This window comes from uncultured Brachyspira sp., assembly GCF_934747485.1.
GTDB lineage: Bacteria > Spirochaetota > Brachyspiria > Brachyspirales > Brachyspiraceae > Brachyspira.
The window spans coordinates 21,452-47,473 of sequence record NZ_CAKVGN010000005.1; the positions used below are offsets into that span (position 1 = coordinate 21,452).

Genomic DNA, 26,022 nt, shown 5'->3' on the forward strand with positions numbered 1-26,022 from the left:
ATATATGGGAGTTAAGATGCTTTTAAGTATAACAAAAAATATTTATAGTACAAGTATAATTTTTTAAATTAATACAATTTTACTATATTAAAAATCAACTTTTACTAATTATAAATAGCTTCTCTAACTAAAAAATTATATAATACAATTATTTTTAAGTATATATAAAAAAAGAGAGACTATTATTAGCCTCTCTCAAATATTATAAATTATTAATATCACTGATTATTTTCAGCAGCAGCCTGTTGGTTATTATTGTTGTTTTTATTTAATTTTTTTATTTCAGGTGGTATTCCAACAGGAACATCAGCTATATCATTTACATCTTCATAAATTTTGTTTTGGAATCTATAATAGATAGGTCTCATTCTATAGTTATCAACATAAGAAGCAACGAAGTTAATATTTTTCATAGCATATTTAGCATAGAATACAGATAAAGAAGTATCAGCTTGTTTATTGATATAATTTCCATAATACATAGAAGCAAAATCATCTAAAGTTTTTATAAGGCTGTTATTAAATCCGCCGTATTTTGTTTTAAATCCATCTAAAGTTCTGTTGAATAAACCTGAAGACATAACAAATCCGGGATTTGCATATTCATTATCAGGGTTTCTTTGCTTATATTGTTCTAAAGCACCATCTCCTTGATATAAAGAACTTACAGCAAATAATTTATCATTATGGAAGAAGAATTTATAAACCCATTTAGTGTTTTTTCCTGCTAAAGTGCTGTCATCAGATAAATTTTCAGCAGTTATAGTCATACATTTAAACTCATCATCTAATGTGTAATTAAAATATAAAAGGCTTAAATCTCTCTTAAATAAATCAGCCATATCATTAGTAGTAAATTTTATATTAACCCATTTTAAAGTTTGAGGATTATACCAAGCTAAATCAGGATCAGGATATGAAGATATATAAAAAGTACCACTTACAGCCTGTCCTTCTGCTGTTATAAAACTATTAGACATAAGTATTTGATTTACTTCATCAGGAGATACGCCGTAAGGCACTACATCATTAAACATATAAGGTATAGTTTCATAACCATAAAGGGCAATACTCATAGATATGAACAAAAATATTGCTAGCAATTTTTTCATTTTTTCATTCTCCAAATTTTTATTATTGTAGTTTATTATACTATATTGAAGAATTAAATCAAATAAGTTATGTTTACTTTATTGCTGTTTTTAAATTTATTTATAGAAAATAAATCACATTAATTGCTATTTTTTTAAATCTTTATGATTTAATGCAGTAAAAGATTTCTTATCAATTTTTAATTTTTTTCCAACAACTTTATCATAATCTTTAGCAGGTATTCCCACACATGGTCTTAAAGTTACTAAATCTTTTTCTGTTATCACTTCATTTTTAAGCATGCTATGATTAAGATATATACCCCTCTTAGCATAAACAAGCTCTTTATTCTCTTGTTTACTCATTTTCTTCTCGGTCTTTAAAGCATCATTTCCGCCAAGCATTTTATTGGTATCTTTTAATTTAGAAATCATCTCTTTCATGGAATTGGTATCCAAACTTATTATATGGTCGCCTGATTTTTTTTCCGGAGTAATTGTAAAATGCTTTTCTATGATTTTAGCTCCAAGAGTATATGCTATAATAGGAGCATCTATACCTATAGTATGGTCAGAATAGCCTATAATATTTTTTTTGAAAAGTTTATTCATAACAACTATTCTATTTAACCTCGCATTCTCTAAAGGCGTAGGATATTCAACAGAACAATGAAGCAAAGCCACCTCATTATTTTTTAAAATATTTAATGCATTTTTTATATCTTTATTTGTGGCCAAACCAGTAGAAAGTATCACAGGTTTTTTAGTAGAAGCAATTTTTCTTAGAAGAGGAATATTATCTATATCACAAGAAGCTATTTTGTATATAGGAACATATTTATTCATATCATCTACAGCCTCAACAGAAAAAGGAGTGCTCATTAAAATGATTTTATTTTTATTGGCCTCTTTATATAGAGTTTCATACCATTCTTTTTTTAATACTATATCATCAACATTATCTAATGCATTTTCCGGCATTTTAAGTATTTTAGTATATTCTTTTTGTGCAAATAGAGTTTTTGAAGTAAAGCTTTGAAATTTTACAGCATTAGCTCCAGCTTTAGAAGCCTCTCTAATTAATTTAAGAGCATCATCTATAGAACCTTCATGATTAGAACCTGATTCTGCGATTACAAAGAAATTATTTTTTTTAATTAAGTCTTTCAATTTAAGGTTTGCCATAATAGTGTATCCCAAGAATATATTATAAATTAATTATCGAAAAGAAAAATTGATTTATTAATATAAAAAAGAAGGTGGGTTAAAAAAAAATGAGCTGGTGATGGGACTTGAACCCGCAACCGGCTGATTACAAATCAGCTGCTCTGCCAATTGAGCTACACCAGCGAAATGATTTCACCATTATACTATATAATAAAAAAAATGCAATAGCTGTTTGAAAAACATTTAATATTTTTAACAATTTATAACTTAATTAATTTTACTTTTTTATCTTTAAACAATTTATAATAATAGTAGATTTTAGTATTATTATAAATTTTATTGTATGCATTCTATAATAATTAAAATAGCTTGACTTTTTAATTATTTAAGCGATAATGTTGTTAACATATTATTTTTTATATATTTTTTTACATAATTAAAAAATAGGAGGAATTGTATTAATATGAGTTTAAATGGGAAAAAAGCTCTAATAATAGCATTATCTTTCTTTGTTATGTCTTGCGGAGGTCTTCCTACAAAAGATTATGAGAGAGTTACTGCTTTAAGAGAAACTGTAAACAAGTATACCGAAATTAAAACTTTTGCTCAAAATGATTATGATATTGCTGAGAAAGGCTATGCAGAAGCTGATATCATTATGAAGGCAGAAAATAAAGATGAGGCAGAGAAGGCTAAAGAATTACTTCTTACAGCTGAAACTAATTATAATTTAGTTTTAGATAAAGGTTTGCCGCCTTATTCTGAGATACTGAAAAAACAAACTGATGAAAATTATACTAATGCTAGTCAAATTAAAGCTAATGTTATGTATGGTGAAGAATATGCTCAGGCTGAAACAATATACAATGAAGCAAACGCTATGTATACTGCTGAAACTAAAGATTATAGAGTATTAGTAGATAAACTTTATACAGCAAAAGAAGCTTATTTAGCTTTATATAATAAAACAAAAGAACAATTTGATAAAAGTGATGAAGCTTTAACTAAAGTAAAAGAGCGTTTAGCTGAACTTGAAGCTATGGTAAAAGAGCTTGAAACTTTAGAGCAAGAGCAACAAAGCTAATATTATAAGGAGTATAAAATAAAATGAGTACTTTAATAAAAAAAATCGTAGCTTATATAGCTTTAATCTCTTTTAGTTTTAGCGTATTACCGGCTCAAACTTATGATGATGCTGCTAGGATTACTGGAGAAGCTGAGACTTTGCAAAATGACGGAGAATATCAAAAGTCTTATGATAAATCTCAAGAGGCTTCTGATTCTATAGATAAAACTACCGTATCATTATTTTATAGATTAATGAGCTTAAGAATAGCAAAAGCAAAAAATGATGCAAGCAATACTATTAACGAAATAGAGCAATTAGGTGCTTCTACTGATAATGAATTTAAAGCAAAATATGAAGAGGCTCTTAAATTTTTTGAAGAGGGTAATAATGCTGTAAATACTCTTCCTCCAGAACCTCAAACTCCTCCTACAGATGAAGAGTTTACCGCTTCTTCAAACACATTTACAACAGTATTTAATTCTTTCAATAATGCTTTAGAGTCTGCTAACAGTGTAAAAGAGGGTTATCTTAATAGAGAGAGAGCAATAGCTTCAAAATCTATTAATGATGCAAGAAGCAAATATCAGGCAGAATTAGGTAAGAGTGTAAAAGCAGGCGATGCTAATGATAAAAATATAACAGGTGCTTTAACTAAAGCTGATGAAGCACTTACTAATGATAACTTTGCAAGTGTTCAGCAGAATGTATCAGCTGCATTAGCTGGTATCAATAAAGCTATAGCAGATGCTAAGGCAAAAGCTGCTGCAGAAGCTAAGGCAAAAGCTGAAGCAGAGGCTAAAGCAAAAGCAGAAGCTGCTGCCGCTGCTAAGGCAAAGGCTGAAGCAGAGGCCAAAGCTAAAGCAGATGCAATAGCAAAAGCTAAAAAAGATATAGAAGATGCACAAAATAAATATAATAATTTGGTTAATGAGCAAGTGATAGCTAAAGGTGATGATAATGATAAAAATGTGTCAAAACTTTTAACTGATGCTAATAATGCTTTAGAAAATACTCCTCAAACTGCAAGTGATAAAGCTTTAGAAGCTTCTAAAACTATGGACGATATAGTTGCTAATGTTGGTCAGGTGAAAAAAGAAGAAGCTATTAAAAATTTAGAGCAATTAAAAGCAAGAAGAGATAGACTTATAAGCGAAGGATATCTAACAAAAGACAGCGAAGAAGAACAAAATCTATCTAAAACTATTCAAGAAGCTGAAGATGCTCTAAACAATAATGATTATACTTTGGCTGATCAAAAAATGCAGGAAGCTAATTTAGCTATGAATGCTATAGAAGAGAGAGGTCCTATTGACGGACAAGTGATACCGGGAGATATGGGCGGAAATGAAACTGGTCAAATAATTGATGCTACTACTGGTCAAGAAGTGAACACAGAAGGAAAAGTTACTGTTTTACCTCAATATTATGTTGTAGTAAGAAGAGTGCCTTTAACTGATGCTTTATGGAGAATTGCAGGATACAGCTACATATATAATAACCCTATTGAATGGTACAGAATATACGAAGCTAATAGAAATATACTCAGAGACCCTGATAACCCTGATTTAATACTTCCTGGTCAAAGATTAATAATACCTAGCCTTAATGGTGAAGAGAGAAGCGGTGATTATAATCCTGATTTAGAGTATTTGACTTATGATGAGGTTATGCAGTTAAGACAGCAAAATAATAATAATAATACTCAAACACAAGAGTAAAGATAAACTCTAAAAAATAAAAGGTCATGCATTTATATAAGCATGACCTTTTTTATTTAATAATTTTAATAATTAATTTTTTATTAAAAATCAAAATCTACTTCATTCTCAGAAATAAAATCTTCCTTCATCTTTTTTCTATATTCTATCAACTTATTTTTTATGCTATCATATTTTAATGATAACATTTCAACAGCAAGCATACCGGCATTATAAGAGTTATTTATACCAACAGTAGCAACGGTTATAGGTTTTGGCATTTGAACTATAGAAAGTAAAGCGTCCATTCCATCAAGCACACTTGCACTTATTGGAACACCTATTACAGGAAGTATAGTTTTAGAAGCTATAACTCCCGGCAGATGAGCAGCAAGACCTGCACCGGCAATGATTACCTCAAAGTTTTCTTTTTCTATCTCTTTAATAGTTTTTTCAAGGTATTCAGGAACTCTATGAGCAGATAATATAAAAGCTTTATATTCTATGCCAAACTCTTTCAAACATAAAGCGGCATTTTTCATTTTATCGATATCGCTTTTGCTTCCAAAAATAATTGCTACTTTCATACATACTCCTACAAATAAATTTATTTTCAAATAATTATAATAAAAAATGTTTTTATTGCAAATTAATTATATATTAATAAAATCCGATTACATATCCCGCCCTATTAAGTTTTTTGTATTAATTAAAACATTATAGCTTTAATTTTTTAGAATGCTAAATTAAAAAAAGCACACCCGCCCAAGATTTTATTATATTGACAAATTTATTATCCCGCACGGTGAAAATATTTAGAAATATAATTTAAATTTTAATTCCAATATAATTTATATTTTTCATTTTGCTTACCGTGCGGTGAATGAATTTTCAATTTTAAAAAAAAGCTTGGGTGGGGCTAAAATTAGAGTATTAAACAAAAAGTAAAAACAATTTAAAAATAACAGTGAATATAAAAAGTCTATAGGGTGGGGAGTGTAAATAAAATTTTTAAGTTATTAAATACTTAGAGTCCAATTTTCATCATTATGATATATCATTAGCTTTGTCATACCGCCGTCTACTGTAATATTTTGAGCATTTATAAAATTGTTATTACAAATAAACCAAGCAGTAGCTGCTATATCTGACACTTCTCCTATTTTGGCAGATGGGTGCTGAAGTATATCTTCTTTGCTAAAGTTAGATTCATTAGAAGTATTTATCCAACCGGGGCTAATTGAGTTTACGCGTACTTTATGGGATAAGCTAATAGCCATAGAATGAGTGAGGGCTATAATAGCACCCTTTGAAGCACTGTAGCTTTCACTATCTTTCTGAGACATAAAAGCTCTTGTGGAAGCTATATTTATGATGCAGGCATTTTTATTAAAGTTGTTTATTAAGTTTTTTGTTATTTGATATGCTGATGCAACTGATACTTTAAAAATTTCTAAAAAGTCATCATAGCTGCAATTACTTAATAAGCCCTTGTTTGAATAGCATGCATTATTTATTAAATAGTCAACATTGCCGTACTTTTTTATTATTTCATTTGTAAAGTTATTAATTGTTTTTTCATTGTCTATATTATCATTAATAAATAGGCATTCTCTTTTAAGTTTTTTTATTTCTTCTGCTAATTTTAATCCATTTTCTTTATCTTTATCAATAAAAGCTATGTCGCAATTATTTTTAGCAAAATGCAATGCTATTTCTTTTCCTATGCCATTTGAAGCACCTGTTATAACGCAAACTTTATTTTTCATTTTTTATAACCTCTAAATTTATTTATATAGTTATTTCTATTCTATTGTTTTCACTGTCAAGCACAACACTCTCATAATATCCATCGCCTGTGGTTCTTGGATATGATGCAATTTTAAAACCGTCTTGTTCTAATTCTTTTGTAAGGCTATCAACTTTTTCTTTGCTTCCCACTGATATTGATATATGAGCAAAACCGTATATTTCATCATTAGTATTTCTTTCTTTTATATCTTTTCTAGTCATAATTTCTAATCTGCAATTATCTTCAAATGTGAGAAAGTATGATTCAAAACCTTTTTTTTCATTAACGTATTTATCATTGCATTTACAGTTAAAATATTTAATATAAAAGTTTTTAATGTTCTCCAAATCTTTTATCCAAACGGCAACATGAGATATTTTCATTTTATAACCTCATAACATTTTTATAATATTATAACATTAATAATTATAAACTATAAAAATAAATATTCAAAAATAATAAAAAAACATAAATTAACAGTTACAATTATTATTTAAATATTATATATTAGACCAATAATAATATTACATATAATAGGTTATGGAGTTATCTTATGATTAAACTTATAGGCATATTAGTTATAATAGTAGGCTTTGCTTTGAAGTTAGATACTATAAGCATAGTTTTACTTGCTGGAATAATAACAGGTATTGTTTCTGGAATGGGCATTATTGAAATATTATCATTTTTGGGCAATGCATTTGTTGCTAACAGATTTGCCACATTATTAGTTTTAACTTTAGCTACTATAGGCATATTAGAGAGAAATGGCTTAAGAGAAAGAGCTACAAAATGTATTATGGGTATAAGAGGGGCTACTTGCGGCAAGATATTAAGTCTTTATGTAATTATAAGAACTATTGCATCAGCATTATCTCTTAGAATAGGAGGGCATGTTAATTTTATAAGACCTTTAATTTACCCTATGGCAAGGGGTGCTTTAGAGAAATACGGTATTTATGATAAGCAATTAGATGAGAAAGTGAAGGCAATATCAAACAGCGTTGAAAACTATGGAAACTTTTTTGGGCAGAATGTTTTTATAGCATCTGCTGGGGTACTGTTAGTGTTAAGCACTTTGCAAGAATTAGGAATAAAGAATGTAGATGCATATTCTATAGCTATTTCAAGCATACCAATGGCAATAGTTGCTATGATAGTTTCTGTAATAAGAAATTATTTATTTGATTTGAAATTAAAAAAATTAATAGATTCATTAAAAGAAAATAAAAATTAATGAGTATAATTTTATGGAGAATATAATTTATGGTAAATAATCTTTTAGAAGTTTTATATATAATTTCTGGAATCATAATATTAGTATGCGGTATATATGCATATAAAAACAAAGAAAATAAAAAAAGAATAGGAAGTGCATTATTTTGGATAATATTGGGGTTTATATTTATTTTTGGTAAAGTTATTCCTTCGTTTGTTGTGGGGATTCTTTTGATAGTGTTAGCATTATTAACTGCTACAAAAAATGTGTCATTACAATCTTTACAACCTGTGTCTGATGCATACAGAGAGGAAAAAGAAAAGCTATTTAAAAACTTACTTTTTATACCAGCTATATCAATAGGCTTAATAGCATTTTTGGTTGCACAATTTACAAAATTAGGCGGATTAATAGGCTTAGGTATAGGAGCAATGACATCATTAATTTTATGTATTATAATTACAAAAGAAAAAGCTTCAACTGTTCCTTATGAATCATCAAGAATGCTTCAGCAGATGGGGCCAAGCGTTATACTTCCGCAGTTATTAGCTTCATTAGGAGGATTATTTGCAGAGGCTGGAGTTGGTGAGATAGTAGCAAATATAATGAAAGGCGTTATACCTGCAGATAATAAACTTTTTGGGGTTATTGGTTATTGCGTATCTATGGCTGTATTTACTATAGTGATGGGAAATGCCTTTGCTGCTTTCGCTGTAATAACTGCTGGAATAGGAATACCTTTTGTTATTGGTTTGGGAGGAGATCCGAATATTGTTTCTGCTTTAGGTTTAACTGCAGGTTTTTGCGGCACATTAATGACACCTATGGCTGCCAATTTTAATATGATACCTGCTTCTATATTGGAAATGGAAAATAAGAACGGCGTTATATTAGAACAAATACCAGTAGCTTTAATACTTCTTGTAATAAACACAACTATAATGTATTTATTTGCTTTTAGATAAAAAATTATTATTAAAGAAATTATTAAAATTGTTAAAACTATTTTTATAAAAGGAGCTAATAAAATGAAAGTATTAATAACAGGATTTGACCCATTTGATAAAGAAAAAGTTAATCCTTCATGGGAGGCAGTTAATAGCTTGCCGAACAACATAGAAGGCAATGAAATAATAAAATTACAGCTTCCAACAGTATTTAAAAAATCTGCAGAAAAACTTTTTGAAAATATAAAAAATCTTAAACCTGATGTAGTTATATGCGTAGGTCAAGCAGGCGGAAGATATGAGATATCATTAGAAAGAGTAGCTATAAATATAGATGATGCAAGAATAAAAGACAATGAAGGAAATCAGCCTATAGATGAATCAATATTCAGTGACGGTGAAAATGCTTATTTTTCTACACTTCCTATAAAAGCTATTAGAGATGAATTAAAAAATATCCCTATACCAGCAGCAGTATCAAACACAGCGGGGACTTTTGTATGCAATCATATAATGTATTCTTTGTTATATTATATAAATAAAAATAATTTAAATATCAAAGGCGGATTTATACATGTTCCTTATATAATAGAGCAAATACTTGATAAGCCTAATACAGCCTATATGCCAAAAGAAATGATAGTAAAAGCTCTTGAAACAGTTATAAAAACTACAGTAAATAATAATTAATAAAAAATTGTAATATGACTTGCTGGAAAATATATTAATAATTATTTTTATTTATTTTTGCAGGCAAGTCATTCTTAAAAATTAATATTTTCAAATCTATTTTTATAAAAATAAATTTATATTGATTTTGTATAAAATAATAATATAATAAACAAAAATCTGTTTTTCTAAAGAATTTATATGAAAAAAATTATCAAAAATGAACTTCAAAATTGGAAAGCTATAGAAGTGATATGGATTATAATAGCATGCAGTATAATATTATCGCTTTCTATATATTGGAAGGAAAATATTATTGGAATAGTATCATCAATAAGCGGTATATTATGTGTTATACTTACGGGAAAAGGAAAATTATCTTCGTATGTGTTTGGAATGATTAATACTATTCTTTATTCTATTATAGCTTTTAGTGCAAAATACTATGGTGAGTTTATGCTCAATGTATTCTACTATATACCTATGAACATAGTTGGTTTTGTGCTATGGAGCAGAAATATGAATAATGAAAATCAAGAGGTAATAAAAACAAAATTAAATAATAAATATAAAATTATAATATTTGGTTTTTCTTTTATATCAATATTTATTTATGGGTTTATACTAAAAAAATTAGGAGGTTCTCTTCCTTTTGTTGATAGTGCAAGTACAGTGTTTGCCGTAACTGCACAAATACTATGCGTAAAAAGATGTACTGAACAATGGATAATGTGGATATTAGTAAACATTTTAAATATTTCTATATGGTATATTAATTTTGCAAGCGGGGGGGACAATATAGCTACTTTGCTTATGTGGAGTGTTTATTTAGTTAATGCGGTGTTTATGTTTGTTAAGTGGTATAGAGAGTCAAATAATAAAAATCAGCAGATAAACTAAAAAATAATTCGGAGGCTTTATGTATAATATAGGAATGTACGGCGGTTCTTTTAATCCTCTTCATCTTGGGCATGTAAGATGCATAATAGAAGCTGCTAATCAATGTAAAAAGCTTTATATTGTTTTAGCTGTTGGAAATAATAGAAATGAAATTGACAAAAAAGTAAGATACCGTTGGCTTTATCAATTAACAAAGCATATTGGAAATGTAAAGATTATATTTATAGAAGATAATGCAAACACAAAAGAAGAATATACTGAAGATTTATGGGAAGAGGATTCTGTAAAGATAAAAAATGCTATAGGCAAAAAAATTGACGCAGTATTTTGCGGAGATGATTATAAAAATAAAGATTCTTTTTATACAAGATATTATAAAGATTCAGAGTTAATATTTATAGAAAGAGATGAAATAAGCTCTTCAAAGATTAGAGAGAATGTTTATAAGTATTGGGATTATTTGCCTAATATAGTAAAGCCATATTATACAAAAAAGGTTTTGCTTTTAGGAAGCGAAAGCACAGGAAAGTCAACTCTCACAATTAATTTAGCAAATTATTATAATACCAATTATATAGAAGAGGCAGGAAGAGAGTTATCAGAAAAGTCTGGAACTGATTTGCTTATGCTTTCAGAAGATTTTACAGAGATACTTCTTACTCATAAATTAAATGAAATAAAAGCAATAGAGCATAGCAATAAAATATTATTTGTAGATACTGATGCAATAATTACAAACTTTTATATGCATTTTTTGGAAGATGAAAATATTATTGATAATGAAAGACTTGCAAAGGCAATTATACATATAAACAAATATGATGCTATATTATTTTTAGAGCCTGATGTTGATTTTGTTCAAGACGGTGACAGAAGCGAAGTTATAAAAAATGACAGAATAAAATATAGTAATAAAATAAAAGATATACTTAACAATATGAATATAAAATATTATTCTATAAGCGGAGATTATCAAAAAAGATTTAAAGAAGCTGTTTCTATTGTAGATAGTGTTCTTCAAAAACACTTTTAATATAATAAAAATATCTTTATAAAACTAATGATATAATATATAATCTATTAATATAAAAACTCAATTTTAAATAACAATGAGGTATATTCAATGAACTATCGTATCTTTATAGAGAAAAAAGAAGGCTTTGATTTAGAGGCTAAGAGATTAGAAAGTCAATTAAAAGAGAATTTTCAAATTAAAAGCAGTGTAAGACTTCTTAACGTTTATGACATTTTTAATATAGATGAAAGTAAATTAGCTAATTCTATTAATGTAATATTTTCAGAGCCTCCTACAGATAGGATAGTTGAACAAAAAGACTTTGAGAGTTTAAAACATTTTGCAGTTGAATATTTGCCCGGACAATTTGACCAGAGGGCTGATTCTGCATTGCAGTGTTTGAAGCTTATTTATAATGATATAGAAGAAGTAACTATAGTAAGCGGGAAGGTGATAGTTTTTGACGGAAATATAGGTAATATAGATGATACTGTAATAGAGAAAATAAAAAAGTTCTATATTAACCCTGTAGAAAGCAGAGAAAAAGATTTAAGCAAATTAGAAATAGAGTCACATCAAAAAGCTGATGATATTAAAGACGTAGAAAACTTTATTAATTTAAATATAGATGAACTTCATAAATATAGAGATAATCTTGATTTGGCAATGACCTATAAAGATATAGAGTTTGTGCAGAATTATTTCAAAAATGAAGAGAAAAGAAACCCAACAGAAACAGAAATAAAAGTTCTTGATACATATTGGTCTGACCATTGCAGGCATACTACATTTATGACAAAGATTAATGATGTGAAATTAGAAAATGATAAGAGCAATTTTTCAGAAGTGATACTTAATGTCATTAACAGATATTACAGCATGAGAAAGGAGCTTTACGGTGAAGATGTTGACAGTAAAAGAGATATTAATTTAATGGACATGGCAACAGTATCAGCAAAATACATAAAAAAGAAAGGAAAGCTTGAAGATTTAGAGATTTCTGATGAGATAAATGCATGCTCTATTTACATAGATGTTGATGCTGTTGATGAGAATGGAAAAAACAAAATAGAAAAATATTTATTGATGTTTAAAAACGAAACTCATAATCACCCTACAGAGATTGAACCTTTTGGGGGTGCTTCTACATGTTTGGGCGGAGCTATAAGAGACCCGCTTTCTGGAAGAAGCTATGTATATCAGGCAATAAGGGTTACAGGAAGTGCTAATCCGTTAGAGAAATTGGAAGACACTTTAGCAGGAAAACTTCCTCAAAAGAAAATTACTACAACTGCAGCAGCAGGATATTCTTCTTATGGTAACCAAATAGGGCTTACAACTTGTTTAGTTAATGAGATATATGATGAAGGATATAAAGCAAAGAGGCTTGAAGTAGGTGCTGTTGTGGGAGCTGTTCCTGTGGATTATGTACGCAGAGAAAAGCCAAAAGCAGGAGATATAGTTATTGTGCTTGGCGGAAGAACAGGAAGAGACGGATGCGGAGGAGCTACTGGTTCATCAAAAAGCCACACTGATACATCATTAAGACTTTGCGGTGCCGAAGTACAGAAAGGTAATGCACCAGAAGAGAGAAAGATTCAAAGACTTTTCAGAAATAAAGAGGTTACAAAATTAATAAAGAAATGTAATGATTTCGGTGCGGGCGGTGTTTCTGTTGCTATTGGTGAATTATCAGATGGAATTGACATTAACCTTGATGTGTTGCCTGTTAAATATTTAGGATTAAATGGCACTGAACTTGCAATATCAGAATCACAAGAGAGAATGGCTGTTGTTGTTGAAAGTAAGGATGCAGATAATTTTATAAAACTTGCAAACAAAGAAAATATTGAAGCTACAAAAGTTGCTGTTATAACAAACACTAACAGACTTGTAATGTATTTGAAAGGCAAAAAGATTGTAGATATAAGCCGTAAATTTTTAGACACTAACGGAGCTAAACAAGAGACTAATGCTATACTTAAAGACATTAACTTTGACAATAATCCATTTAACACAAAAAATGCATGCTCTTTAACATCGCATTGGTTTAATATGGCAGAAGATTTAAATATTGCTTCTCAAAAGGGTCTTATAGAAATGTTTGACTCATCAATAGGAGCAACAACTGTACTTATGCCTTTCGGCGGAAAGTATCAAATGACTCCAAGCGATGTAAGCATTCAAAAAATACCAATATTTGATAACAATGCAAAACAAATAAATACGGCTTCAGCTATATCTTGGGGTTATAATCCTTCTATAATGAAATGGTCAGAGTTTCATGGAGGAATATACTCTGTAATAGAATCAATGTCAAAACTTGTTTCTATTGGTGCTGATTACAAAAAGATAAGATTATCATTCCAAGAGTATTTTGAGAAATTAGGAAGCGATGCTAAAAAATGGGGTAAAGTTTATTCTGCATTGCTCGGCACAATATATGCTCAGACTGAATTTGATATACCTGCTATAGGCGGAAAAGACTCTATGAGCGGTACTTTTAATAATATATCAGTGCCTTCAACTTTGATATCATTTGCAGTATCAACTGTTGACAGCAGAGATGTTATATCTCCAGAGTTCAAATCTGCTAATAATTATGTGTATTTAATAAAGCATAATATGCTTGATAACTATATGCCTAATGTTGCCGAAATAAAAGAGAATTTTGACTTCATACATAAAAATATAAAAGACAAAAAAATATTATCAGCTTACACTATCAAATTCGGAGGCATTGCTGAAGCTCTAACAAAAATGTCTTTCGGTAATAGAATAGGCGTTGATATAAAAGATGAGCTTTATTTCTTTAATTTAATGCCTGCTTCATTTATAGTAGAAACTAAAGAAGAGTTAAATTATAAAAATGCTATACTCATAGGCAAAACTATTAATGAATACAAAATAAAAGTATGCGGTGAAATAGTGGATTTAGAAGAGGCAGAAAAATTATGGCTTGATAAATTATCATCAGTATTCCCTTATAAAACTTATGAAGATATAGAAACTTACAAGTTAGCCGAATACAAAAGAGAAGCACCATTTATATGCAAAAATAAAACTGCTAATCCTAATGTTTTAATAGCGGCATTCTTAGGAACTAACTGCGAATATGACACTCAAAAAGCTTTCTCTGATGCTGGAGCAAACACTGATATTTTTGTATTTAGAAATATAAAGCTGGAATATATAAAAGAATCAATCGAAGAGATGTCTAAAAAAATAGATAATTCACAGATATTTATGATACCCGGAGGTTTCAGTGCGGCAGATGAGCCTGACGGTTCTGGAAAGTTTATTTCTGCAATACTTACAAATGAAAAAATAAAAACTTCTATACATAAACTGTTAGAACGTGATGGGCTTGTTTTGGGTATATGTAACGGTTTTCAGGCATTAATAAAATCAGGGCTTCTTCCTTATGGAAAAATAGGAAACATTACAGAGAAATCTCCTACTCTTACATTCAATAAAATAGGCAGGCATATTTCTCAAATGGTAACAACAAAGGTAGTGTCAAACAATTCTCCTTGGCTATATAACATACCTTTAGGAAGCGAGTTAGTTGTTCCTGTTTCTCATGGCGAAGGAAGATTCTTTGCAGATGACGATATAATAAAAGAGTTAATAAAAAAAGGTCAGGTTGCTACTCAGTATGTAAACTTTGAATCAAAGCCTACTAATGAGTTTAGATTTAATCCTAATGGTTCTGCTTATGCTATTGAGGGCATACTTTCAGAAGATGGAAAAGTTTTTGGTAAGATGGGGCATAGTGAAAGATACGGAAACAATCTATACAAAAATATCATCACAAAAGATATTTACAACATATTTGAAAATGGTGTGAATTATTTTAAGTAAAAAATATCTTTCAAATAAAGAAAATAGAATGAAAAGTTTTTGAACAATATTTTTGAATCATAAAGATAAAATTATTTTTACAAATTTATATTTTAGGATATATAATGAATATTTCAAAAGAAAAAATAAAATTAATAGCTTGCGATTTAGACGGCACTTTGCTTAATGATAAAAAAGAAATAGGAAATTACACTAAAGAAATACTAAATAAACTTATTAATGATTATAAAATAGAACTTATATTATCAAGCGGAAGAGGGTTTGACGGAGTAAAAAAGTATAATGATGTTTTAGGAAATAATAATTATTCTATTATTATGAACGGCTCTAATATTGTAGATAATAATGGTAAAATTCTATACAGAAAAAGTCTTGAAGAGGATATTTCAAAAATTGTTATTAAATTAGCTGAAAAATATGATGTATGTGTGCATTTTTTTAATGATTTACAATATACAGTATCAAGAGATGATTTTTATATTAAGTCATATATACAAATTGAAAAGACAAGAGAAATTACTGTTGGTATAGAAAATATTAAATATTATAAATTTGATAAAATAATTATTTTTGGAGAGAGAGAAACTTTAAATAAATTAAAAATAGATATAGATTCCAATTTAGATGTTAATTGTTGTTTTTCAGGTGATACTCTTTTAGAGGTAATGTGTAAAGGTGTAAGTAAGGGTAATGCTTTAAAATGGATTTGCGATAATAAAGGAATAAGTTTTGATAATATTGTAGCTTTCGGAGATAATTTTAATGATATAGAGATGATTGAATATGCGGGTGTTGGTGTTGCTATGTATAATGCCGAAGATGAATTAAAACAAAAAGCGGATTATATTGCTCTTTCAAACAATGAAGAAGGAGTGGGTAAGTTTTTGAAAGATATTTTTGAATTATAAACATTGAGGGTTAGTAATTTCAAATCTTTCGTCAATATTTTTCTCTCCCCATTCACACATAGCTTCTAATATTTTTGATAGTGATTTGCCTTTTTTGGTTATAATATATTCTACTTTTGGAGGAACTTCTGCATACACTTTTCTGTTTATAAGCCCATCTTCTTCTAATTCTCTAAGCTGATTAGTTAAAGTTCTTTGAGATATAGGTTTCATATATCTAAGCATTTCATTAAATCTTTTTGTTTTATTTTCTATAAGATAATTTAGTATAAGAGGTTTGTATTTACCTCCTATCATATAAAGTGTAACTCCTATTTCTGATGCTACTTTTATTTTTTTCATATAATTATCCTAATTAATTGATAGTGAAATAAATGTTACTTAATAACAATTATTTCCGTTCTTGTTTAACAAATTTATTAATATATTATAAGGCATAATGATTTTTTATAAAGGAGTTTTTCGTTATGAAAAAATTAGTAGTTATTACTGGTGCTAGTTCTGGAATAGGAATGGAAACAGCAAAAAAATTCTCAGCAAATGGACATCCTACGCTTTTAATATCAAGACGTAAAGAAATAATGGAAAGTTTAAATTTAAAAGATTCAATAAGTGTAAAAGCAGATGTTACAAATTTAGAAGAAGTAAGAGCAGGAATAAAAATGGCTGAAGATAAATATGGAAAAACTGATTTGCTTGTAAACTGTGCCGGAGTAATGCTTCTTGGAAATATTGATAAACAAAGCTATGAAGAATGGAAAAATATGATAGATGTTAATATAAACGGAATATTAACAACTACAAATATAATACTTCCAGATATGATAAAAAGAAATGAAGGCACTATTATAAATATAAGTTCAATAGCAGGAAGAAAAACATTTAAAAATCATGGAGTATATTGCGGAAGCAAATTTGCTGTGCATGCTATAACTGAAAGTATTAGAGAAGAAGTGGCTGATAAAAATGTAAGGGTTATAGTGTTAGCACCCGGAGTTGTGGAAACTCATCTTTTAGAACATACAACAGATGAAAATATAAAAGCTGATTATATTGAATGGAAAAAAAGTATAGGAAATGGTTTAAATGCTTCTGATATAGTTAATTGTATAGAATTCGCTTATAATATGCCTCAAGATATATGCGTAAGAGAATTAGTTATAGCAAAAACAAAACAAATAGACTGATAAAAATTAAGCCATAGTATATTTTTTAAACTATGGCTTTTTAATTTACAAATAAAATTTTTTTATTAATATAAACTTATCTAAAAAAACTTATATATATAAAAACTAAATATTTTGTGCCGTAAAACAAAACTTTAATAATATTTAAAAACTGCATAATAATATTTGACAAAAATAAATTTCTCTATTACTATTAGTTAATTGCTGTTTTCACTATAGCAAAAAGGAATCGTTTATGATAGACCATAAAATCAATTTATTAGAAAAAAAAATAAACTCAGAATTAAATAGGTTAAATAAAAAGTCAGAAGAGATAGAGATATTAAAATCAAGTATTATAAACAATCTAAATAAAAATCTAAAAGAATTAAAAAATAAAAAATTAAAAAAATTAAGAGAAGAGAAAAAATTAATATATGATAATTTATTAGAATTAAAAAAAGAGTTTTCAGAAATAAAAAAAGAGTACAAAAAAGCTAATAAAAAAACATCAGATAAAAAAGAAAATATCATAACTTATAAAACAATCACATCACAAAGAGTTCTTACTCTTATGGCAGAATATAATAGAAAAGCAAATAGAATGCTTATAAATATTTTTAGAGATATACAAAAAATTAATGAATCAGATTTATACAAAGAAACAAGAAGCTATTTTAAATCATTAATAAATACTTTCACTCATATTATAAAAACAGATATATATTTCTTTTCTATTTTAAGAAAGTATTCAAGCAAAAAAATAATAGCAAATGAAGAGATATTAACATACCTTAATGATAATTTTTTATTCAATAAACCAATAGATGCCAATTTAGACACTTTATTTGACACAAGAAAAAAATTAGATGATATAATAATAGATATAATAAATAGTATAGATGATTATAATGTAATAATAAAAATAGATTTCGCTGACGACACAGTAAAAAAGCCAATCTATCATATAATAATGCATGAATTAAATCATAATACTCATCATAGAGGAGAAATATCTGCTATGCTTGATATGATGGGGTATGTAAATGATTATTCTAATTTAATTACTATAATTTAATTTTATTAGCGGTTGTATAAGATTATGTTTTTAGAAGATTGTGAGATAGTAGAAAACAAAAAAATAGCAGAGGATAAATATATTCTCAAAGTAAAATCAAAAGAGGCTTTCAAGCATATTAAGGCTGGTCAATTTTTTATGCTAAAAAGCAGCACATATTTAAGAAGACCTATAAGTGTTCATTATGTTTCTAATGATATGGTAGAGTTTTATTATCAGGTAAAAGGCGAAGGCACAAAATATTTATCTAACTTAAAAGAAAAAGTTAATATACAAGGACCTTTGGGTAATGGTTTTGATACCAATATTAATAATAAAAAAGTACTTATAGCGGCAGGCGGAATGGGTATTGCTCCTATAAAGCTATTAATAGAAAAATTAGTAAACAATAATAATAACATCACTCTTGTAATGGGGGCAGCAAATAAAGACGCCCTCAATATAATGGAGAGATTTAATACTGATAATATTAGCTTACATATAGTTACAGATGACGGTTCTGTTGGTGATAAATGTAATGCTGTAGAGAAGACAAACGAAATAATAAAAAAAGAAAAGTTTGATATAATATACACTTGCGGCCCTACGATTATGATGAATGGAATAATAAAAATAGCATTAGCAAACAACATATTATGCTATGCTTCTCTTGAGAGGAGAATGGCTTGCGGAGTTAATGCTTGTTTGGGATGCAATGTTGAAGTTAGTTATGACAATAAAACTGTAGTATTAAAAAAGGCCTGCTCTGACGGACCTATATTTGACGCTAAATATTTATGGATTAAAAATGAATAATAACAGACTTAATATTAATTTTTTAGGTAAAGAATTAAAAACCCCAGTGATAACTTCATCTGGCTGTTTTGGTTTTGGTGAAGAATATAATGATTATTTTGACGTTAATGAACTTGGTGCTGTAAACTTAAAGGGTATAACATTAAATAAGAGAGACGGCAACAGTGGGGTTCGCATTGCAGAAACACCAAGCGGCATGATTAATTGTATAGGCTTAGAAAATCCCGGAATAGAATATTTTAGAGATGAGATTATAAAAAACATAAAATACTCAACACCTATTATTTTAAATATAAATGGAAGCACATTAGAAGAGTATGTTAAAGTGGCAGAGATTGCTAATGAGATAGATAGAGTTGATTTTATAGAGCTTAATATATCTTGCCCTAATGTAAAAAATGGAGGCATGGCTTTTGGGGCAAGCTGTGAAAGTGCTGAGAAAACTACAAAAGAAGTAAAAAAAGTATTAACGAAAAAGCCTTTAATAGTAAAATTATCTCCGAATGTTACTGATATTGTGAGTATTGCAAAATCTGTAGAGTATGCTGGTGCGGATAGTGTTTCTTTAGTCAATACTTTTTTAGCTATGAAGATAGATATAAAAACAAAAAAACCATTATTAGGCAATATTTTTGGAGGGCTTTCAGGTGCTGCTATAATGCCCATTGCTTTGAGAATGGTTTATCAGGTTTACAAGGCTATTAATATACCTATAGTTGGAATGGGAGGCATTCAAAAATATGAAGATGCTTTAGAGTTTATAATGGCTGGAGCATCAATAGTTTCTATAGGCTCTGGTATATTTTCTAATCCAACACTCCCTATAGAAATAATAAAACAAATAAACAATTATCTTGAAGAAAATAATATAAACAATATAAAAGATTTAATAGGAGTAGCACATTTATGATGATAGCAGATAACAATCCAAAAGACAGACTTATAGTGGCATTAGATTTTAATTCTATGTCTGAGGCAGTAGCTTTAATAGATGAGCTTGGCGATGAGGCTGTATTTTATAAAGTGGGGCTTGAATTATTTTTATATACTAAAGGCGAGATAATAGAGTATTTGGCTAATAAAAATAAAAAAGTTTTTTTAGATTTGAAATTTCATGATATACCAAATACAACAGCTATGGCTTCACTTTTTGCTGCTAAACAGAATGTGTTTATGTTTAATGTGCATACGAGCGGCGGAAAGAAGATGATGGAAAAAACTGTTGAGGAGATAAAAAAACTAAACAAAGAAAACTTAATAATAGGTGTAACAGTTTTAACTAGTCTTTCAGAAAATGATGTAAAGAATATGTTCACTTCAAATATAGCATTAAAAGATTTGGCTGTTAATTGGGCGAAACTAGGAAAAGAGGCTGGACTTGACGGAGTTGTATGCTCGCCGAGAGAGGCTGCTATCATCAAAAAAGAATGCGGGGAAAGATTTAGAACAGTGTGTCCGGGAGTGCGTCCTAAATGGGCTAGCGTTGATGACCAAGAAAGGATTATGACGCCAAAAGAAGCTATAGAAAACGGATGCGATTATCTTGTAGTTGGACGTCCTATCACAAGAAGCGAAGACAGAGTTAAAGCTTGCAGAATGGTTGTAGAAGAGATTGCTGAGGGCATGGAAAACAATAAAAAAAGCAAGGCTCAAAAAATTGCTGTTGCTTTGCTTTCATCTCAAGCTGTTAAACTTAATGTTAAAGAGCCTTTTACTTTTGTATCTGGAATAAAAAGTCCTATATATTGCGATAACAGATATGTAATAGGTTTCCCTGAATATAGAAAAGTGATAGTTGAATCTTTTGTAAATATATTAAAATTAAAAGATTTTGATATAGTAGCCGGCACTGCAACAGCTGGCATACCTTGGGCATCTTTTATAGCATATGAACTTGATAAACCTATGTGTTATATTAGAGCAGAAAAAAAAGAACATGGCAGAGGAAAACAGATAGAAGGTGCAGATTGTAATGGCAAGAGATTAATACTTATAGAAGATTTAATTTCTACAGGCGGAAGTTCTATAAAAGCATTTGAGGCAGCTAAGGCAGAAGGAGCTATTGGTCTTGAAATTATTTCAATATTTTCTTATGAGTTTGAAAAGGCTAAGAAGAACTTTGAGGAAGCAAATATAAAATTCTCTTCTCTTTCTAATTTCTCTTCGTTAATGGAAATAGCAAAAGATGAAAAATATATAAGCGAAGAAGAATTAAAGAAAGCTTTAGAGTGGAATAAAGACCCAGAAAACTGGAATGTTTGATAATAATTTTATAAAAAACACCGCACGGTAACCGAATTTTAAAGTATAAATTTTATTAACAATTTCAATAAAACAAAAAACTAATATCGGCTAACCGTGCGTCAATAAATATTCTAAACTTAATAAATTTTATTTTTTATCAACTTTTCCCGTGGCTCGCACCCACAGGCACTTCCTTCGGTCGCTGTGCAGACTTCGCCAAAGTTGCAAAAGCACCTATTAGTTTTTTATAAAATTTATACTTATATATAAAAATATTTTATTATGTATATAAAATATAGATATTATTTTATATATTCTAAATATACAAAGCTAAAACACTTGCACTTTTTGGTTCTTTTGACGAAGTCCGCACAGCGAGCTGCGGGAAAAAGAACAACAAAAAAATTGACAAACTTAAAAATTGTTAGTATATACAATTTATAAAGTATATTACAATCCGCTATAAATTATTTTTAACTTTTATACCAAGAAGGAGGATTACTTTCTATAGGCGAATTTGAAAAAGCATATTTCATATTAACATTTTCTCCTAATTTCCAAGATTCTAAATCCTGATTGAAATTAATACAGTTATCAAATAAAAATGATATATATTTAATATTAGACATATTCCATTTATCTAAAGGCTGATTGAAATTTGAAGCCCATTGAAACATTGAGGTTATAGATTCAGCATTACTCATATTCCAATCATTTAAAGGCTGATTAAAACTTTTTGCATACCTAAACATAGCATCTGCATATTTTAATTTGCTTATATTCCATTTAGAAATATCATGATTAAAAGAATATGCACTTTCAAACATAAAGCTCATAATTTCTACATTACTAACATTCCAATTACTTAAATCATTATTAAAAATAATACAATGTGAAAACATAAAATTCATATATTTCACATTAGATACATTCCAATTTTCTATATTATGATTAAAATATACAGCTCCTTTAAACATATTATGCATATCTTTAACATTTGAAGTATCCCAAGTTTCAATACCGTCAAATTTTTTAACTTTTGAATTTTGAAATAATCCTGACATATCAATTATTAAGCTAGTATCTATTTTATCATATTTTACTTTTTCTTTTATTAGTTTTAATAATTCTATTTTATTTTTAGATTTATGTTTTTCACTATTCCTTAATTCTATTTTTTTAGATTTTTTATATTCTAAAATAATACTCCCTTTATTTTCAATTAGTTCATTTAATTCATCATAATAAGTATTTTCAAGTTTCTTTATAAAATCTTTAAATTTATTATATTTCAAAACTTCTTTATAAACTTCTTTTATATTGCAGTTTTCAAGCATAGCTAAAAGTTTTTTTCTATTATTTCCTTTAGATAAAAAATAAATATTTAATATAGATTTAACATTCTTAAAAGAAGAAGCACCAGAAAAAATATCATTGGTAAAGCAAGCCTCATTAATAATCCAATTTTCTATAGATTTATTAAAACTTTCAGCACCGCTAAACATATATGACATATAAATTGCACTAAAAACATTCCAGCTTCCAATATCCTGATTAAAACTTTTTGCATTAAAAAACATATAGTTCATATATAAAACATTAGAAGTATCCCAATTATTTAAAGGCTGATTAAAATTATAAGCATTCTCAAACATACCAATCATTTTTTCTGTTTTACTTACATTCCAAGTATTTATATTTTGATTAAAGTTTTTAGCGTTATAAAACATAAAACTCATATCTGTTACATTTGAAGTATCCCATTTGTCTAATGGCTGATTAAAAAGTTCACAACCGCAAAACATATATTCCATATTAATGACTTTAGATACATTCCAACCATTCAAAGGCTGATTGAATTTTTTACAATTATCAAACATTCTAAACATATCCTCAACATTTGAAACATCCCATTTATCTAAAGGCTGATTAAATTTTTTAGCACTCGAAAACATACCTGACATATTAGTAACTTTTGAAACATTCCAATTATTTATATTACTATTGAAATTAACAGCATCAAAAAACATATATGACATATTTTCTACATTTGAAACGTCCCAACATTCTATGCCTTTAAAATTTTTCCTTGAACTTTCATGAAAAATATTGCTCATATCATTAATTAAACTTGTATCAATATCGCCTAAATATATATTTTCATCTTTTACTAATTCTTTTAATTCATCCTTTGTCTGAGGTTTATATTTTTTCATTGTTTAGTCCTTTTTTATATTCCTTTAAAATATTTTCTTTATTTTCAATCAATTCCTTTAATTCTTCATAATAAATATTTTCTAATTTCTTTATAAAATCTTTTAATTTATTATATTTCAAAACTTCTTTATACACTTCTTTTATATCGCAGTTTTCAAGCATAGAAAGCAATTGTTTTTTATAATTACCTTTAGCAATAAAATAAATTTTCAATATTGATTTTATATCATTATAAGAACTTGAAAAAATATCTTTAATATAACAAGATTTATTAATAGTCCAATTTTCTATTGACTGATTAAAACTTTCAGCACCGCTAAACATATATGACATACTAATTGCACTAAAAACATTCCAGTTTCCAATATCTTGATTAAAATTCTTAGCATTAAAAAACATACGGATCATATATAAAACATTAGAAGTATCCCATTTATCAAGCGGTTGATTAAAATTATAAGCATTTTCAAACATACTATACATTTTAATAACATTACCTACATTCCAAGTATTTATATTTTGATTAAAGTTTTTAGCGTTATAAAACATAAATTTCATATTTACTACATTTGAGGTATCCCATTTGTCTAATGGCTGATTAAAACTTTCAGCACCGCAAAACATACTACTCATATTTTTTACGTTTGAAACATTCCAATTATTGATATCCTGATTAAAGCTTTTAGCTCCCTCAAACATACCAATCATTTTTTCTGTTTTACTTACATTCCAATTATTAAGAGGCTGATTAAAATTATAAGCCCCTGCAAACATACTCTGCATATTTTCAACATTAGAAGTGTCCCAATTATTTAAAGTTTGATTGAAATTTACAGCTGCAGAAAACATACACATCATACTAAGAACATTAGAAGTATTCCATTTGTCCAAAGACTGATTAAAACTTTCAGCTTTAGAAAACATAAACTCCATATCTTTTACATTAGAAACGTCCCAATTATTTAATGGCTGATTAAAAAGTTTACAACCGCAAAACATACATTTCATATTAATGACTTTAGATACATTCCAATCATTTAAAGGCTGATTGAATTTTTTACAATTATAAAACATTCTAGACATATCCTCAACATTTGAAACATCCCATTTATCTAAAAGCTGATTAAATTTCTCCGCAAGGCAGAACATATTACTCATATTCTTAACTTTGGATACATTCCAATTAGATATATCATGATTAAAGCTTTTAGCACTGAAAAACATAAAACTCATATCTTTAACATTAGAAGTGTCCCAAGTTTCAATACCGCTGAAATTTCTTAGCATAGAATCTTTAAATAAGCCTGACATATCTGTTATTAGGCTTGTATCTATTTTATTAAATTTTGTCTTTTTTTCTATCAAATCCATCAATTCATCTTTTGTTTGAGGCTTGTATTTCATTATTATGTTTCCTTACTGTTTTTTATGATTCTATATTTTTTTATATATTTTTAAATTTTAAAACTATATAACAAATAAATTTTGTATAAAATTTTTAATACAATGATAAAGTTTAATTATTGTATGGTATTTCAATTATAATATTTGTCTTTTTGCAACTTTTGCGAAGTCCGCACAGCGAGCTGCGGGAAGAAGAACAATAAAATTTTTTAACATATTCTAATATAAAAAATAATTTATTTATATTAAGGTATTTGCAGGGCTTTGCCCTTAACGAAGTACACACCGTGCAGCACCCCAGTTCTTTTGCCGATAGGACCTACTCGGTACGACCGTAGGAAGTGCCTTCGGTATTGGTATAAAAGAACCAAAAGAACTGCATTTAATAAAGTATAACTTTTTATGTATATACAAAATATAGATATTATTTTATATATTCAAAATTTAAATTACACTCCACACCCTCAAGGCTTTTTATGTTATCTGATGTTTTTGCATAGGTTTTCTTTTTTGCTGTGCGTAGAGTAAAGTTTTAAATTTAAAAAAATATTGGGCGGGTGCTAAAATTTCTAATTAAACAATAAATATAATTAGAACTCCCATTACAGGAAAAACTGTAAAGAATAAAGGGCGGGGTATGTAAATAAAGTTTTAAAACTTAAATTACACTTCCCACCCTCAAGTATTTTTGCATTATCTGCTATTTTTTTTATTAATTTTATTTTTTGTTTAATACTCTTATTTTTGTGCCCCACCCAAGCGTTTTTTAAATTTAAAATT

22 protein-coding genes and 1 tRNA gene are annotated in these 26,022 nt (G+C 28.0%); 14 read left to right on the forward strand and 9 right to left on the reverse strand.

Features of this window, described 5'->3' with window-relative positions; translation table 11 throughout:
* Nucleotides 1–218: 218 nt before the first annotated feature.
* The 3 genes from Q0H31_RS01745 to Q0H31_RS01755 form a co-directional block, all read right to left on the reverse strand.
* A complete protein-coding gene (locus Q0H31_RS01745; protein WP_295295373.1) occupies nucleotides 219–1,112 on the reverse strand; it encodes a hypothetical protein in 894 nt (297 codons plus the stop codon).
* 126 nt (nucleotides 1,113–1,238) lie between these two features.
* Nucleotides 1,239–2,276, reverse strand: a complete 1,038-nt coding sequence (locus Q0H31_RS01750; protein WP_295295374.1) for an N-acetylneuraminate synthase family protein — start codon at nucleotides 2,274–2,276, stop codon at nucleotides 1,239–1,241.
* Between the two features lie 92 nt (nucleotides 2,277–2,368).
* A tRNA-Thr gene (locus tag Q0H31_RS01755) sits at nucleotides 2,369–2,441 on the reverse strand.
* A 280-nt stretch (nucleotides 2,442–2,721) separates the two neighbouring features.
* Between Q0H31_RS01755 and Q0H31_RS01760 the strand changes: the two genes are divergently transcribed.
* On the forward strand, nucleotides 2,722–3,342 hold the full coding sequence (locus tag Q0H31_RS01760; RefSeq protein WP_295295376.1) for a hypothetical protein: 621 nt from the start codon (nucleotides 2,722–2,724) through the stop codon (nucleotides 3,340–3,342).
* A 23-nt stretch (nucleotides 3,343–3,365) separates the two neighbouring features.
* Nucleotides 3,366–5,045 carry a hypothetical protein gene (locus Q0H31_RS01765; RefSeq protein ID WP_295295378.1) on the forward strand — a complete coding sequence of 560 codons (1,680 nt, stop codon included), beginning with the start codon at nucleotides 3,366–3,368 and terminating at the stop codon, nucleotides 5,043–5,045.
* An 83-nt stretch (nucleotides 5,046–5,128) separates the two neighbouring features.
* On the opposite strand, the gene purE is transcribed toward Q0H31_RS01765, so the two are convergent.
* The 3 genes from purE to Q0H31_RS01780 form a co-directional block, all read right to left on the reverse strand.
* Nucleotides 5,129–5,611, reverse strand: coding sequence for a 5-(carboxyamino)imidazole ribonucleotide mutase (purE, locus tag Q0H31_RS01770; RefSeq protein ID WP_295295380.1), 483 nt, complete (start codon nucleotides 5,609–5,611; stop codon nucleotides 5,129–5,131).
* 432 nt (nucleotides 5,612–6,043) lie between these two features.
* Nucleotides 6,044–6,793 carry an SDR family oxidoreductase gene (locus tag Q0H31_RS01775; RefSeq protein ID WP_295295382.1) on the reverse strand — a complete coding sequence of 250 codons (750 nt, stop codon included), beginning with the start codon at nucleotides 6,791–6,793 and terminating at the stop codon, nucleotides 6,044–6,046.
* 22 nt (nucleotides 6,794–6,815) lie between these two features.
* Nucleotides 6,816–7,199 carry a VOC family protein gene (locus tag Q0H31_RS01780; protein WP_295295383.1) on the reverse strand — a complete coding sequence of 128 codons (384 nt, stop codon included), beginning with the start codon at nucleotides 7,197–7,199 and terminating at the stop codon, nucleotides 6,816–6,818.
* 170 nt (nucleotides 7,200–7,369) lie between these two features.
* Here Q0H31_RS01780 and Q0H31_RS01785 point away from each other — a divergent pair, with 170 nt between their 5' ends.
* The 7 genes from Q0H31_RS01785 (at nucleotide 7,370) to Q0H31_RS01815 (ending at nucleotide 16,338) form a co-directional block, all read left to right on the forward strand.
* Entirely contained in the window at nucleotides 7,370–8,053 is a 684-nt protein-coding gene (locus tag Q0H31_RS01785) for a DUF969 domain-containing protein (RefSeq protein WP_295295385.1), read from the forward strand.
* A gap of 29 nt (nucleotides 8,054–8,082) precedes the next feature.
* Nucleotides 8,083–9,000, forward strand: a complete 918-nt coding sequence (locus tag Q0H31_RS01790) for a DUF979 domain-containing protein (RefSeq protein WP_295295387.1) — start codon at nucleotides 8,083–8,085, stop codon at nucleotides 8,998–9,000.
* A 63-nt stretch (nucleotides 9,001–9,063) separates the two neighbouring features.
* Nucleotides 9,064–9,672: a pyroglutamyl-peptidase I gene (gene pcp, locus Q0H31_RS01795; protein ID WP_295295388.1), complete on the forward strand. Its 609-nt coding sequence runs from the start codon at nucleotides 9,064–9,066 to the stop codon at nucleotides 9,670–9,672.
* A 180-nt stretch (nucleotides 9,673–9,852) separates the two neighbouring features.
* The gene (pnuC, locus tag Q0H31_RS01800) at nucleotides 9,853–10,551 is read left to right on the forward strand and encodes a nicotinamide riboside transporter PnuC (protein WP_295295389.1); all 699 of its coding nucleotides are present in this window, start codon (nucleotides 9,853–9,855) and stop codon (nucleotides 10,549–10,551) included.
* 19 nt (nucleotides 10,552–10,570) lie between these two features.
* Nucleotides 10,571–11,584 carry an AAA family ATPase gene (locus tag Q0H31_RS01805; protein ID WP_295295390.1) on the forward strand — a complete coding sequence of 338 codons (1,014 nt, stop codon included), beginning with the start codon at nucleotides 10,571–10,573 and terminating at the stop codon, nucleotides 11,582–11,584.
* 90 nt (nucleotides 11,585–11,674) lie between these two features.
* Entirely contained in the window at nucleotides 11,675–15,430 is a 3,756-nt protein-coding gene (locus tag Q0H31_RS01810; RefSeq protein ID WP_295295391.1) for a phosphoribosylformylglycinamidine synthase, read from the forward strand.
* 104 nt (nucleotides 15,431–15,534) lie between these two features.
* Nucleotides 15,535–16,338: a Cof-type HAD-IIB family hydrolase gene (locus Q0H31_RS01815; protein ID WP_295295392.1), complete on the forward strand. Its 804-nt coding sequence runs from the start codon at nucleotides 15,535–15,537 to the stop codon at nucleotides 16,336–16,338.
* Here Q0H31_RS01815 and Q0H31_RS01820 read toward each other — a convergent pair.
* Nucleotides 16,333–16,680, reverse strand: a complete 348-nt coding sequence (locus Q0H31_RS01820) for a helix-turn-helix domain-containing protein (protein ID WP_295295393.1) — start codon at nucleotides 16,678–16,680, stop codon at nucleotides 16,333–16,335. The genes Q0H31_RS01815 and Q0H31_RS01820 overlap by 6 nt on opposite strands.
* A gap of 125 nt (nucleotides 16,681–16,805) precedes the next feature.
* Here Q0H31_RS01820 and Q0H31_RS01825 point away from each other — a divergent pair, with 125 nt between their 5' ends.
* From Q0H31_RS01825 to pyrF, 5 genes are all read left to right on the forward strand, one after another.
* A complete protein-coding gene (locus tag Q0H31_RS01825; protein WP_295295394.1) occupies nucleotides 16,806–17,525 on the forward strand; it encodes an SDR family oxidoreductase in 720 nt (239 codons plus the stop codon).
* A gap of 235 nt (nucleotides 17,526–17,760) precedes the next feature.
* A complete protein-coding gene (locus tag Q0H31_RS01830) occupies nucleotides 17,761–18,582 on the forward strand; it encodes a DinB family protein (protein WP_295295396.1) in 822 nt (273 codons plus the stop codon).
* Nucleotides 18,583–18,606: 24 nt separating this feature from the next.
* Entirely contained in the window at nucleotides 18,607–19,377 is a 771-nt protein-coding gene (locus Q0H31_RS01835; protein ID WP_295295398.1) for a dihydroorotate dehydrogenase electron transfer subunit, read from the forward strand.
* Nucleotides 19,370–20,287 carry a dihydroorotate dehydrogenase gene (locus tag Q0H31_RS01840; RefSeq protein ID WP_295295400.1) on the forward strand — a complete coding sequence of 306 codons (918 nt, stop codon included), beginning with the start codon at nucleotides 19,370–19,372 and terminating at the stop codon, nucleotides 20,285–20,287. Before Q0H31_RS01835 ends, Q0H31_RS01840 begins: the two co-directional genes overlap by 8 nt.
* A complete protein-coding gene (gene pyrF, locus Q0H31_RS01845; RefSeq protein ID WP_295295401.1) occupies nucleotides 20,284–21,639 on the forward strand; it encodes an orotidine-5'-phosphate decarboxylase in 1,356 nt (451 codons plus the stop codon). Before Q0H31_RS01840 ends, pyrF begins: the two co-directional genes overlap by 4 nt.
* 455 nt (nucleotides 21,640–22,094) lie before the next feature.
* Here pyrF and Q0H31_RS01850 read toward each other — a convergent pair whose 3' ends face one another.
* Complete coding sequence (locus Q0H31_RS01850; protein WP_295295402.1) at nucleotides 22,095–23,837, reverse strand: BspA family leucine-rich repeat surface protein; 1,743 nt, start codon at nucleotides 23,835–23,837, stop codon at nucleotides 22,095–22,097.
* Complete coding sequence (locus tag Q0H31_RS01855) at nucleotides 23,824–25,242, reverse strand: BspA family leucine-rich repeat surface protein (protein WP_295295404.1); 1,419 nt, start codon at nucleotides 25,240–25,242, stop codon at nucleotides 23,824–23,826. Before Q0H31_RS01855 ends, Q0H31_RS01850 begins: the two co-directional genes overlap by 14 nt.
* Nucleotides 25,243–26,022: the final 780 nt, after the last annotated feature.